The 13052-nt window shown below is 65.5% G+C and carries 8 protein-coding genes and 2 pseudogenes; 4 read left to right on the forward strand and 6 right to left on the reverse strand.

The window, feature by feature from the left end:
• Positions 1–366 precede the first annotated feature (366 nt).
• From ACIBI6_RS36775 to ACIBI6_RS36790, 4 genes and pseudogenes are all read left to right on the forward strand, one after another.
• Positions 367–1482 (forward strand): YgfZ/GcvT domain-containing protein, encoded by a 1116-nt coding sequence (locus ACIBI6_RS36775; protein ID WP_396959573.1) that lies wholly within the window; start codon positions 367–369, stop codon positions 1480–1482.
• Positions 1482–2117, forward strand: a pseudogene (locus ACIBI6_RS36780) (MOSC domain-containing protein); the annotation flags it as partial. The gene ACIBI6_RS36775 and the pseudogene ACIBI6_RS36780, both read left to right, overlap by 1 nt.
• 200 nt (positions 2118–2317) lie before the next feature.
• The gene (locus tag ACIBI6_RS36785) at positions 2318–3259 is read left to right on the forward strand and encodes an asparaginase (RefSeq protein ID WP_396959575.1); all 942 of its coding nucleotides are present in this window, start codon (positions 2318–2320) and stop codon (positions 3257–3259) included.
• Between the two features lie 175 nt (positions 3260–3434).
• Complete coding sequence (locus ACIBI6_RS36790) at positions 3435–3644, forward strand: DUF3073 domain-containing protein (RefSeq protein WP_062988356.1); 210 nt, start codon at positions 3435–3437, stop codon at positions 3642–3644.
• Between the two features lie 482 nt (positions 3645–4126).
• Here ACIBI6_RS36790 and purM read toward each other — a convergent pair whose 3' ends face one another.
• The 6 genes and pseudogenes from purM to purF form a co-directional block, all read right to left on the reverse strand.
• Entirely contained in the window at positions 4127–5206 is a 1080-nt protein-coding gene (gene purM, locus ACIBI6_RS36795) for a phosphoribosylformylglycinamidine cyclo-ligase (protein ID WP_364358437.1), read from the reverse strand.
• 110 nt (positions 5207–5316) lie between these two features.
• The gene (locus ACIBI6_RS36800; RefSeq protein WP_364358440.1) at positions 5317–7002 is read right to left on the reverse strand and encodes an ABC transporter ATP-binding protein; all 1686 of its coding nucleotides are present in this window, start codon (positions 7000–7002) and stop codon (positions 5317–5319) included.
• 341 nt (positions 7003–7343) lie between these two features.
• Positions 7344–8261, reverse strand: a pseudogene (locus ACIBI6_RS36805) (ABC transporter permease); the annotation flags it as partial.
• A 35-nt stretch (positions 8262–8296) separates the two neighbouring features.
• Positions 8297–9307 (reverse strand): ABC transporter permease, encoded by a 1011-nt coding sequence (locus tag ACIBI6_RS36810; protein WP_364358534.1) that lies wholly within the window; start codon positions 9305–9307, stop codon positions 8297–8299.
• A gap of 119 nt (positions 9308–9426) precedes the next feature.
• Positions 9427–10983: an ABC transporter substrate-binding protein gene (locus tag ACIBI6_RS36815; protein ID WP_364358443.1), complete on the reverse strand. Its 1557-nt coding sequence runs from the start codon at positions 10981–10983 to the stop codon at positions 9427–9429.
• Between the two features lie 394 nt (positions 10984–11377).
• Complete coding sequence (gene purF / locus ACIBI6_RS36820) at positions 11378–12937, reverse strand: amidophosphoribosyltransferase (RefSeq protein WP_364358537.1); 1560 nt, start codon at positions 12935–12937, stop codon at positions 11378–11380.
• Positions 12938–13052 lie beyond the last annotated feature (115 nt).

The following is a 13052-nucleotide window of genomic DNA, read 5'->3' on the forward strand; positions in this document are numbered from 1 at the left end:
CTCGCTCCGTTGGGGTCGGTGATGGCAGGGCGTTCGGCACCTGATGCACGCGTGCCGGAAGGCGAGACTCGCGACTTCGTTGCCTGCGCTTCGACGGCTCGGACGCGAGACGGGCCGCGAACGGGTCGCTCGTAAGACTCGCTCCGTTGGGGTCGGTGATGGCAGGGCGTTCGGCACCTGATGCACGCGTGCCGGAAGGCGAGACTCGCGACTTCGTTGCCTGCGCTTCGACAACTCAGAAGCGAGACAGACCACGAACTCCTCGCTCGTAAGACTCGCTCCGGTGGTCGCGGAGAAGTAGACGGCGTGCACGACTGGACAGGCCGCTGAAAGCGAGCAATAAGGTTCGCGCTTAGAGTGGTTTACGTGTCCGTGCTCGTCACACCCAGTCCTATCCTCGCTGTCCCGGGCGCCGTCGCGGGCGCGGCCGGTTCGCCGGATGCCGCTGTCGCTTGGCATTACGGGGATCCCTTCCGAGAGCAACGCGCCGCCGCGGAGCGGGTGGCGATCGTCGACAGGTCGCATCGCTTCGTCCTGAAAATTACCGGGGCCGAGCGGCTGACCTGGTTGCACACCATCAGCAGCCAGCACATCGCGAGCCTCGGCGACGGTCGGTCCGCCGAGAACCTGGACCTCGATCTCAACGGCCGGGTGCTGCACCACTTCGTGCTGACCGAACTCGACGGCACCGTGTGGATCGACACCGAGGGCGAGCACGGATCTGCGCTGCTGGAGTTCCTGACGAAGATGGTCTTCTGGGCCGATGCCAAACCGGTCGAGGCCGCCGATCACGCGGTGCTGAGCCTGCTCGGCCCGCGCACTACCGAATTGACCGAAGCGCTCGGCATTTCCACTCTCCCGGAGACCTACGACGCGGTGCCACTGCCGGACGGTGGGTTCCTGCGCCGCATGCCGTGGCCGACCGCGGACTCCTTCGATCTGGTCATCCCGCGCGACCAACTCGCCGACCGCTGGGCCCGCCTCACCGCGGCGGGCGCCGAACCCGCGGGCATGTGGGCCTTCGAGGCACTGCGCGTCGCGTCGGTGCGCCCCAGGATCGGACTCGACACCGACGAACGGACCATCCCGCACGAGGCCCGCTGGATCGGCGGCATCGCCGAACACGGTGCGGTGCACCTGGACAAGGGCTGCTACCGGGGGCAGGAAACCGTGGCCCGAGTGCACAACCTGGGCAAGCCGCCGCGCCACCTGGTGCTGCTGCACCTCGACGGTTCCGCCGACGAGCGCCCGACCACCGGCACGGACGTAACCGCAGGCGGTCGCGCCGTCGGGCGACTCGGCACCGTCATCGATCACTACGAATTCGGTCCCATCGCACTGGCTTTGATCAAACGGACCATCCCGACCGACACCGAACTGATAGCGGGCCCGACCGCTGCCGCCATCGATCCGGATTCGGTCCCATCCGACGAGGCGCCCCAGGCGGGTCGGATCGCCGTCGACCGGTTGCGTGGCCGTTGATGCAGTCCGATAGCGCTCGGGTGCTTGCCGTGTGCGTCGTCCATGCCGAGTCGGAGGTGCCGACCCGCGTCGGCCGCACGGCCATCGACAAGCGACCCATTCCCCATCGCGTCGCCGCGCGTGCCCACGGTCTCGACGGCGATTACGTATGCGACACCAAGAATCACGGCGGCGTACATCAGGCCGTCTACGCCTACGCCGAGGAGGACGCTCGGCGCTGGGGCGAGGAACTCGGCCGCGAACTGCCCGCGGGTTGGTTCGGCGAGAATCTGCGCATCTGCGGGCTGCCGGTCAGCGATGCGGTGATCGGTGCGCGCTGGACCATCGGTGACACCCTGCTCGAGGTGAGCGCACCCCGCGTGCCGTGCTCGACCTTCCAGCACTGGTCCGGTGAGTCCCAATGGGTCAAGCGATTCACGCTGCGCAGCGATACCGGCGCCTACCTGCGCGTTCTCACCGAGGGCACGATCGGCGCAGGCGACGAAGTTCGCATTGTGCACACGCCCGAGCACGGCATCACTGTCCGCGACCTGTTCACCGGCGACGATCCCGATCTCCTGGCCATTCTGCTCGCGAACGAACCGACCATCTCCGATGATGTGCGCATGCAGATCGAGCGCCATGGCCGCCGCCACACCAATGCCACCCGCGCCCGCGAGCGGCGGATCGATGTGGCGAACGCGCGCGAGCACCGGGCCAACGCCGCAGGCACCTCCCAGCAGCTCGATGCGGCAGGCACCCGCCGGCATCAGGTCGACGCGGCAACCGCGGGCGAGCACCGGGGCCGTGTGACGAGCGCCCGCGAGCAGCACGTCGAACCGACAGGAGCCGAGCTATGACCGTCGAACTGGTCGAGGTGGTCCGCTCCGGCTTCCGCGAATGCGTGCACAGCGGTTCGGTGGTGATCCTCGGCGCCGACGGTGAACCGACCCTTGCGCTCGGCGAGGTGCACGTCCCGATCTTCCCGCGCTCCACCAATAAGCCCATGCAGGCAATCACCCTGCTGCGCAACGGCTTCGAACCACTCGACGATGCCGAGTTGGCCATCGCGACCGCCTCGCACTACGGCGAACCCGATCACGTCGCCTTGGTCGAGCGTCTGCTCGACCGTTTCGGCTTCGACGAGAAGGCCCTGGAATGCCCGCCCGACCTGCCGCAGGATGAGCGCGCACGGACCGAGGCGCCCGAATCCCGCCGCGTGTACATGAACTGTTCCGGTAAGCACGCGGCCATGCTCGCCACCTGCGCCGTCAACGGCTGGCCCACCGAGGGCTACCTGGACCAGGCACATCCGCTGCAACAGGCGGTGATCGCCACCATTACCGACCTCACCGGCGAACCCGAAACGGACCTCGGCATCGATGGCTGCGGACTGCCGATCATCCCGGTCTCACTGGTGAATCTGGCCCGGGCCTTCGCGGCCATGGCTACCGCCGCGCCCGGCTCACCGCAGCGGCGCGTCGCCGATGCGATTCGCGCCAACCCGCGAGTGATTTCCGGCACGAACGCACCCGATTTATTGACCATGCAGGCCACCCCCGACCTGGTCTGCAAGATCGGCGCGGACGGTGTGCACGCGGGCGCGCTACCGGACGGAACGGCCTTCGCGTACAAGATCGCCGATGGTCACGACCGCGCGCGAATCCCCCTGACGCTGGCCATTCTGCATCGCATGGGCATCGAATGGACCACCGCGCACGCCGAACTCGCGGCGCCGCCGGTGCTCGGCGGCGGCACCAGGGTCGGGGTCATCCGAGCGATTCCCGGGGTCATCTGAGGGCGCGGCCCGACGGCGACAACCGGGCAAACGGCACCACTTCCGGAGTTGTTCCCCCACTCCTGGAAGCGCGACTGCCGGACACACGCTAAAGTGTCTGTCAGGAAGAGTATTAATTCGAACGGGGCCGCCAACAAACCCCAGGCCGCCCCGCAGTGACGCGAGGGGGTCAGCCATGGGCCGTGGCCGGGCTAAGGCAAAGCAGACCAAAGTCGCACGCGAGCTCAAGTACAGCTCCGCGCCGACTGACTTCGCGAGCCTTCAGCGCGAGCTTTCGGGTAGCCCCACCTCCCATCGGAGTGGTGTGCTGTCCGATGAGCACGACGCGGACGAATCCTCATCCCGCTGGGACGAGGACGACGACTACAAAGACTGGCGCCGCTGACTCGGTAGACGACGAAGGGGGAGGCCGACGGGCCTCCCCCTTCACCCGTTGACGCCGCGTGACCGGACTAACCATTCGAGGCTTGCACAACAACAGCGTCCCGCATCCGACGATGCGGGACGCTGTTGTGAATTTCCGTGCGCGACGAACGGAACCACAATGCGCGAGTCTTACGAGCGACCCGTTCGCGGCCCGTCTCGCGTCCGAGCCGTCGAAGCGCATGCGACACAGGCACGGGGCCCGCTCGCCTGGCGCGTGTCCATCAGGCGCCGAACGCCCCGCCATCAGCGACCACCACGGAGCGAGTCTTACGAGCGACCCGTTCGCGGCCCGTCTCGCGTCCGAGTCGTCGAAGCGCATGCGACGAAGTCGCGAGTCTCGACGACTCGGACGCGAGACACCAGGGGGCCGCGAACACGCCGCGCCGCAGGCGCGGCCATTAGACAGAGCACACACAGCGCCGCAGGCGCTGCAAATCAGACTCAGAAGCGCGGGTGCTCGCCGACCAATACGGCGCGGAGCGCGTCGGCATCCTTGGCCTTCTTGACGGTGCCGAGGGTCCAGCAGGCGATGTGGCGTGCCGTCAGCACAGCCAGGGCCCGGTCGACGTCCTCGGGCGCCACCACAGCAACCATGCCGACGCCCATATTGAAGGTCTTCTCCATCTCGACCCGATCGACCCGGCCGCGCTGGGCGATCATCTTGAATACCGGCGCTGGATTCCAGGTGCCACGATCCAGCTCGGCGACCATGCCCGCGGGGATCACCCGGCCCAGATTCGCCGCCAAGCCACCGCCGGTGACGTGTGCGAAGGTGCGCACATCGGTTTCGGCGATCAGTGCCAGGCAGTCCTTGGCGTAGATGACCGTCGGCTCGAGCAGCTCCTCACCGAGGGTGCGGCCGAACTCCTCGATATGGCCGGTCAGCGACATCCGGTCGATATCGAGCAGCACCTTGCGGGCCAGGCTGTAGCCGTTGGAGTGCAGTCCCGAAGAGCCCATGGCGATCACCACATCGCCGGGACGCACCCGGTCGGGACCGAGCACCGAATCAGCCTCGACAACGCCGACACCGGTCGCGGACAGGTCGTAGTCGTCGGGATCCATCAGGCCGGGATGTTCGGCGGTCTCACCGCCGAGCAGTGCGCAGCCCGCCCGCACGCAGCCCTCCGCGATACCGGAGACCAGTTCGGCCACCTTCTCCGGGACGACCTTGCCGATGGCAATGTAGTCCTGCAGGAACAGCGGCTCGGCGCCACAGACCACCAGATCGTCCACCACCATGGCGACCAGGTCGAGGCCGACGGTGTCGTGCTTGTCCATCGCCTGGGCGATCGCGATCTTGGTGCCGACCCCGTCGGTGGAGGCCGCGAGCAATGGCTCGCGGTAGCCACCCTTCAGTGCGAACAGACCGGCGAAGCCGCCGAGCCCACCCTGCACCTCGGGTCGGCTGGCCTTCTTCGCCAATGGCCCGAACAACTCGACTGCGCGGTCACCTGCCTCGATGTCCACGCCGGCTGCGGCGTACGAGGCACCGGCACCACTGGGGCTCTGTTCAGTCATTTTCGGGGAAAGCTCCAAACCGAATCGGCGGATAGATGCCAGCTCACGCTACCGGAGTCGGATAACAAGCTTGCAGCGGACATAGCGCCGAACGGCTCCCCCGATGCCGATTACTCGGCGTGTCCGGTGGCGAACAGAGCAGCGGATTGCGCGCGACGCCGTCGCTGCTCTACCGGATCGGGCACCGGGACCGCGGCGACCAGCCGCTGGGTGTACTCCTGCTCCGGTCGGCGCAGAATGCGATCACGATCACCCTGCTCGACCACCGCGCCATTGCGCAGGACCACGATCCGATCGGCCAGCTGGTCGACGACCGCCAGATCGTGGCTGATGAACAGGCAGGCCCAGCCGCACTCCTGCTGCAGCTGTCCGAACAGCTCCAGCACCGCCGCCTGCACCGAGACGTCCAGTGCGCTGGTCGGCTCGTCGGCGACCAGCAGGTCCGGGTCGAGGACCAGCGCTCTGGCCAGGCTGGCGCGCTGACGTTGACCACCGGACAGTTCGTGCGGATAGCGGCGTTCGGTGCCCGCGGGCAGCTGCACGTCATCGAGGAGTTTGCGGACCCGCGCCCGGATCTCCGCGGAACTGCCCGCCTTGTGCACGATCAGCGGTTCCGCCACGCAGTCGCCGACGGTGAGCCGCGGATTCAGCGAACTTGCCGGATCCTGGAAGACGAATCCGAAGCGGCGGCGAATCGGCCGCAGCTGCCGCTGGGACAGATCCGCGATGTTTTGTCCACGCACTTTGACCAGTCCCGAGGTCGGGCGCTGCAAGGCGGCGACGCAGCGGCCGATGGTCGACTTCCCGGAACCGGATTCGCCGACCAAGCCAAGCGTTTCGCCGGGCCGAATGGACAGACTCACGTTGTCCACCGCGCGGAACGGCGGTCGGCCGAACGGTCCGGGAAATTGCACCACCAGATCGGTTACCTCGAGCACCGGCTCGGCGGCGGCGACATCCTCGACGGCACCGTGTTCCAACTGCTCGGTGCCCAAATGTGGTACGGCGGCGAGGAGTTTGCGGGTGTACTCCTGCTTCGGAGCCGTGAACAGCTCGTCCACCGGCGCCTGCTCGACCACCTTGCCGTCGCGCATGACCACCACCCGGTCGGCGATATCGGCGACCACGCCCATGTTGTGTGTGATCAGCACGATGGCGCTACCGATGCGATCGCGCAGATCGCGCAGCAGCTCCAGGATTTCGGCCTGCACGGTGACATCGAGTGCGGTGGTCGGTTCGTCGGCGATGATCACCTTCGGCTCACAGGAAATCGCGATCGCGATCATCACGCGCTGCTTCTGACCACCGGAGAGCTGATGCGGGTAGTAGTCCACCCGATGCTCCGGATCGGGCAGGCCGACCATGCGCAGCAATTCGATCGCTCTGGTCTTGGCGGCCTTGCGGCTCATATCGCTATGCGCCCGCAGTGCCTCGGCGATCTGATAGCCCACCGTGAACAGCGGGTCGAGTGCTCGTCCCGGCTCCTGGAAGATCATCGAGATCGCGCCGCCGCGCAGTGCGGTGAGCTGCCGCTCGCTCATCGAGGTGACTTTGTCCGCACCGAGGGTGACCAGTCCCTCGACCCGCGCGGTATTCGGCAGCAGCCCGATCGCGGTGCGCGAACTCACCGATTTGCCCGAGCCGGATTCCCCGACGATGGCCAGCACCTCGCCGGGGAATACCTCGTAGGAGACATTGCTGACCGCGTATACGGGACCGGCGTCGGTGGCGAAGGTGACCGACAGCGACTCGATGGACAGTGCCGGGCGCTTGGTCTCGGTTGACGTTTGCGTCATCGCGCTGGTCCCTCCGTGTTTTCGACTGGGCCGCTGCCCTTTTCGGCGCTGCCCTTTTCGGCGCCGCCCTCTGCGGCACTGCCCTTTCCGGCGCAACTTTCTGGAGTGACGTCCTGTTCGGCGCTGTCCTCTGGGATGCCGTCCATTTCGACGCTGCCCTTTTCGACGCTGCCCTTTTCGACGCTGCCCTTTTCGGCGCTGCCCTTTTCGTTGCTCTCCTCTTCGGCCCCAATGACGAGGTCGAGTTCCGCTGCGGTGAGTTCCGCTGCGGGAGGGCCATTTTCGAGGTCGGCACCTGCGGCGCTCAGCGTGTCGCCGGTGACGGTGGCCGGGCTCAGGGCACGGCGCGTGCGCAGCAATGGATTGAGCACCTCGTTCAGGCTCTCGCCGACCAGCGTCAGTCCGAGCACCACCAGCACAATGGCCGTACCGGGGAAGATGCCCGTCCACCAAATGCCATTGGACACATCGGAAAGCGCCTTATTGAGGTCGTAACCCCATTCGGCGGCCTGGGTCGGTTCGATACCGAAACCGAGGAAGCCGAGCGCGGCCAGCGTCAGGATCGCATCGCCGGCATTGAGGGTGACGATCACCGGCAGCGACTGGGTGACGTTGGCGAGGATGTGCCGGAACATGATTCGCGTGGTGGAGGCACCGGTGACCCTGGCCGCGTCCACATACGGTTCGTTCTTCACCGCGACGGTCGCATTGCGAACCACCCGAAAGTATTGCGGCACATAGATCGCCGTGATCGCGACGGCGGCCGACAGCACGCCGCCGAAACTGCTCGACTGCCCACCCGCGACCACGATGGAGACGACGATCGCGAGCAGCAGAGTCGGGAACGCGTAGATGGCGTCCATGAACAGTACGAGCACCCGGTCCAGGGCGCGTCCGATGTACCCGGACACCAAACCCAGCGGTACCCCGACGACCAGCGACATCACCAGCGAGATCGCGATCACCAGCAGCGCGGTACGGGCACCGAAGATCACCCGGGACAGTACATCCTCGCTGCGCACCGATGTGCCGAACCAATGCTGACCCGATGGCGGTTGCTGTGCGACGAAGCCGACACCGTCCGAAGAGTTCTGGGCCAGCCCGTACGGTGCGATCAGCGGAGCGAAGATCGCCACGAATACGAATACCGCGACGAGGCCGAGTCCGACGATCAACGTCACCCGCTGCAATCCAGCGGTCATGGTGAACAGCCGCAATCCGGGAATCCGCCTGCGCCTGGTCGGCGGCACCGGCGGCATCACCAGTGGTTCGTTCGCCAATTCCGGAGCGGTCATCAGAACCTCACCCTCGGATCGATCAGCGCGACAACAACATCCACCAGGAAGCTGATGACCGCGACGGCCAGCGCCAGGAACGCGACAATCCCCTGCACCGCGATGAAATCGCGCTGATGCAGGTATTCCGCGAGTTGATAACCCAACCCCTTCCATTCGAAGGTGGTCTCGGTGAGCACCGCGCCGCCGAGCATCGTCGCGATATACATGCCCATCACCGTGATGATCGGAATCATCGCGTTGCGCACGGCATGTCGTCCCGTCACCACCCGTGCCGAAAGTCCGCGGGCCCGTGCGGCGTCCACGAACTCGCTGCGCAGTGTCTGGATCAGATTGACGCGCACCAGGCGCAAGAAGATGCCCGCCGTCAACAGACCGAGCGCCACCGCGGGCAATATCGCGTGCTTCAGCACATCGATCAGATAACTGTTGTCCCCGTACAGGATTGCGTCGACCACCATGATGTTGGTCTTCGGTGAGACATGCTGCAGTTGCAGTTCGACGGGAGTGCTCGCCCGGCCGGCGACCGGTAGCCACTCCAGTTTCACCGCGAAGATCAGCTTCAGCAGCAGACCGACGAAGAAGACCGGCGCCGCGTAGGCCAGGATGGCGAATAACCGCAGCCCGGCGTCGGCCGTCGAATCACGATGTGTCGCAGCGTATCTGCCGAGCGGCACGCCGACCGCGAAGGCGACGAGCAGCGCCCAGAACACCAGTTCCAGGGTGGCCGCGCCGTAGGTGGTCACCACCTCGCTGATCTGCCGATTGTCCTGGGAGTGACCGAAATCCCCGTGCATCAGCCCGGAGATGTACTCCCAATACTGGGTCAGGATCGGCCGGTTCAAACCGGCCGCCTCCTTGCGCACTTCGATCTGTTCCTGGGTCATCCGTCCGCCCATCGCGGCGCTGATCGGATCGCCGATCACCCGCATCAGGAAGAACACGACGGTGACCAGGATCCACGCCGTCGGCAGAATCAACAACAGTCGAATCACCAAGTACCGCAACAACGCCAGCTGTCGGGAATCCCCACTCGACTTCCCAACCCTAGGCAGCCCGAAGCGCCGGGCCCGAACCGGTCCCCGCTTGTCAGCGGTGGCAACAGCTTCGGGCCCGGCTTCGCCGGATGTCACTTGCTCAGCACCGTGTATCGGAACTTGAACGACGCGTCGAGTGTGTCCGAAACACCCTTGACGCTCGGATTCGACACCGCGATCTGCTTACCGGACAGCAGCGGCAGGGTCGGCAGGTAGTTCTGCGCGAGATCCTTCTGCACGTCCTCGATCAGCTTGATGCGCTTGGTCTTGTCCTGCTCGGTCGTCTCCGCGGTGAGCTGCGCGGTGATCTTCGGATCCTCGAAGTGCGACTGCAGGAAGTTGTTGGGCGCGAAGAACGGGGTCAGGTAGTCATCGGCGTCCGGGTAGTCCGGGAACCAGCCGAAGTGATAGAGCGGGTAACCGTCGCGGGCCCGTTCCTTCTGGTAGGTAACCCATTCGGTGGATTGCAGATTCACCTTGAACAGCCCGGTCGACTCCAGTTGCGATTTGATCGCCGCATACTCCTCGGAGCTGCTCGAACCGTAGTGATCGGGGTTGTACTGCAGGTTCAGTTCCACCGGTGCCGCGACGCCGGCGCCGGAGAGGAATTTCGCCGCCGCGTCCTTATTGGGCTTGGCACCATAGAGATCTTTCAGCGGCTCGGCCGCACCCGGCATGCCTTGCGGCACATAGCCGTACGCGGGCTGATAGGTGTTCTTGTAGACACCTTCGGCCAGCGCGGGCCGGTCGATCGACGAGGCGATGGCCTTGCGCACCGCCAGCTTCTGCTCCGGGGTACCACCCGGCATGGTGTTCAAATTGAAGACGATGTAGCGCAGCTCGCCGCCGGGCCCGTCCGCCACCGTGACCTTGCTGTCCTTGCGCAGCGATTCGATATCGGTCGGCGTGAAGGATCGGTACGCGACATCGAGCGCACCGCTCTGCAGATCGAGCTTCATATTGTCGGAGGTCGCGTAGTACTTGGTGGAGACCTGCGCGGTTTTCGGTGTGCCGAGGATGCCCTTGTAGTCCGGGTACGCCTGGTACTCGACCAGCTTGTTCTTGTCGTAGCTGGCGATCGTATACGGGCCCGAGTAGCCCTTGTTCTTCACTACGTCCTCATCCGGCAGCACCTTGTCGGCCGGGAAGACCTTCTCGTCCACGATCGGACCGGCCTGGGTCGGCAGGATCGCGGGGAAGGTCTGATCGTTGGCGACCTTCAATGTGAAGTTCACCGTCAGGTCGTCGACGGCCTCGGTTTTCTCGAGATTGCCGAGCAGCGAGGCGGGACCGTTCGGGTCGTTGATGCCCTGCATCCGATCGAAGGAGAACTTGACGCTCTTGGCGGTCAACGGGTTGCCGTTGGCGAACTTCAGCCCCGACTTCAGCTTGCAGGTGTATACCGTCGGAGAGCTGAAGTCACACTTGTCCGCGGCGTCCGGCTTAGGGGTGGCATCGCCGGGCGCGAAATTCAGCAGATACGAATAGATCTGGGTTTCGACCAGCAGCGAACCGTTGTCGTAGGCGGCCGCCGGGTCGAGCGAGAAGATCTTGTCTGTGGTGCCCGCCACCAAACCTGCCCCGTCACCACCCCCACCGGTACGCCCCGAACCGCATCCCGCGATCGCGGACACGGCCAGCGCCGCCATCCCGACCGCCGCGATTCGTCGCGTCCGGTTCCCTCGCCCAGGCTTCTTCGAAACCCTCATCATCAGGCCCCACTTCTCGAGCGCGCCACACCGCATGTGCTGGATCACAGGACCGCGGCGGGCACGGTGAACTTCCGATATGTCGGGCACCGTACCCACGATCCATTTCTGGGATGTTGCGTTTTCAAAGAAAAAATCACGAGGGTGTTAGCCGACGTTGCGCATGGTGCACGGGTAAGGCCGGATCACCGGACGAATGACCAGGTTCACTCCGAAATCGGCCCGAAGGCGTCTCGAGTAGGCCACAGCACACCGGCGGACATAGACTCGGGACTAGGTCCGAACACGATCGAACCCCTCGGCTGCTGCCGAGGGGTTCGTCGATCGTCTTTCGTCAGGGACGGCTCAACGCGCTCGCATTCGCGTTCTCGCTCAACAACATTGCCTCGGACTGGCCGGTGAGCATGCCCTCGAGCACGTTCTTGCCGATGGCCGCCTCGGTGGGCAGCGGAATCGGGTAATCGCCGTCGAAGCAGGCACAACACAGCCGCGAGCGCGGCTGCTCGGTGGCGGCGATCATGCCCTCGGTCGAGATATAGCCGAGGGTGTCGGCGCCGATCGAGCGGCGCACCGCTTCCACCATGTCGTCGTAACTGTCATCGGCGCCCGCGCCATTGGCGATCAACTCCGCGCGCGAGGCGAAATCGATGCCATAGAAGCACGGCCACTTCACCGGCGGCGAAGCGATCCGCACGTGGATCTCCAGCGCCCCCGCCTCGCGCAGCATCCGGATCAACGCGCGCTGAGTATTGCCGCGCACGATGGAGTCGTCCACCACAATGAGCCGCTTACCGCGGATCACCTCGCGCAGCGGATTCAGCTTGAGTCGGATACCGAGCTGACGGATGGTCTGACTCGGCTGGATGAAGGTGCGCCCGACGTAGGCGTTCTTCATCAGGCCCTGCCCGTAGGGCACACCCGAACCTTGTGCGTAACCGACCGCGGCGGGGGTGCCGGACTCCGGCACCGGAATCACCAGATCGGCCTCGACCGGATGTTCCTTGGCCAGGCGACGGCCGATCTCCACCCGGGTAGCGTGCACCGAGCGACCGGCAATGGTGCTGTCGGGCCGGGCCAGGTAGACGTATTCGAACACACAGCCCTTGGGTTCGGGATTGGCGAAGCGCATGGACCGCACGCCATCGGCGTCAATCGCCAGCAGTTCGCCCGGCTCGATCTCCCGGACGAAGGCGGCGCCGACGATATCCAATGCGGCGGTCTCACTGGCTACGACCCAGCCACGCTCGAGCCGACCGAGGCACAGCGGACGAACACCGTGCGGATCGCGCGCGGCGTAGAGAGTGTGCTCGTCCATGAAGGTCAGGCAGAACGCGCCCTTCAGCGTCGGCAGCAGTTTCATCGCGGCCTGTTCGATGCTCGAATCCGCGGCGGCGTGCGCGAGCAGTGCGGTCATCACATCCGAGTCGGAGGTGGCGGTGATCTGCGCGGGGCGACCACCGGAGACCGGCGGCATACCGATCAGCCCGAGTTCGCGTGCGCGCGCGCTCAATTCGGCGGTGTTGACCAGATTTCCGTTGTGGCCCAACGCAAGTCCGGAACCGACCGAGGTGGTGCGGAAGATCGGCTGCGCATTCTCCCAGGTGGTGGAGCCGGTGGTGGAGTAGCGACAGTGGCCGATGGCGATATGACCCGGCATCGCAGCCAGCGTCTGCTCGTCGAATACCTGGCTGACCAGTCCCAGATCCTTGAAGACCAGAATTTGTGAGCCGTCGGAGACGGCGATGCCCGCGGCTTCCTGGCCACGGTGTTGCAGCGCATACAAGCCGTAGTACGTGAGCTTGGCCACGTCCTCGCTCGGCGCCCAGACTCCGAACACACCACACTCTTCGCGTGGTTCGTTCTCGACCTGATCGGAGGTAGTTTCGACCGGCATTTCGGCGTTGGTCACCGTTTGCTCCCTGTTCGGGCGGGCTGGGGGCAATCGCCATTCTACGGGTGAATGACGCGCCGCGATCACCGCCACCGGGGAGGCGCAGCAATCGCCGAGC

This window comes from Nocardia sp. NPDC050412 (assembly GCF_044458825.1).
Lineage (GTDB): Bacteria > Actinomycetota > Actinomycetes > Mycobacteriales > Mycobacteriaceae > Nocardia.

What these genes read in the sequence shown, in the direction of transcription:
- ACIBI6_RS36785 (WP_396959575.1), top strand. Translation starts at nt 2,318, where the DNA reads ATGACCGTCGAACTGGTCGAGGTGGTCCGCTCCGGCTTCCGCGAATGC.
- ACIBI6_RS36790 (WP_062988356.1), top strand. Translation starts at nt 3,435, where the DNA reads ATGGGCCGTGGCCGGGCTAAGGCAAAGCAGACCAAAGTCGCACGCGAG.
- purM (WP_364358437.1), bottom strand. Translation starts at nt 5,206, where the DNA reads ATGACTGAACAGAGCCCCAGTGGTGCCGGTGCCTCGTACGCCGCAGCC.
- ACIBI6_RS36800 (WP_364358440.1), bottom strand. Translation starts at nt 7,002, where the DNA reads ATGACGCAAACGTCAACCGAGACCAAGCGCCCGGCACTGTCCATCGAG.
- ACIBI6_RS36815 (WP_364358443.1), bottom strand. Translation starts at nt 10,983, where the DNA reads ATGGCGGCGCTGGCCGTGTCCGCGATCGCGGGATGCGGTTCGGGGCGT.
- purF (WP_364358537.1), bottom strand. Translation starts at nt 12,937, where the DNA reads ATGCCGGTCGAAACTACCTCCGATCAGGTCGAGAACGAACCACGCGAA.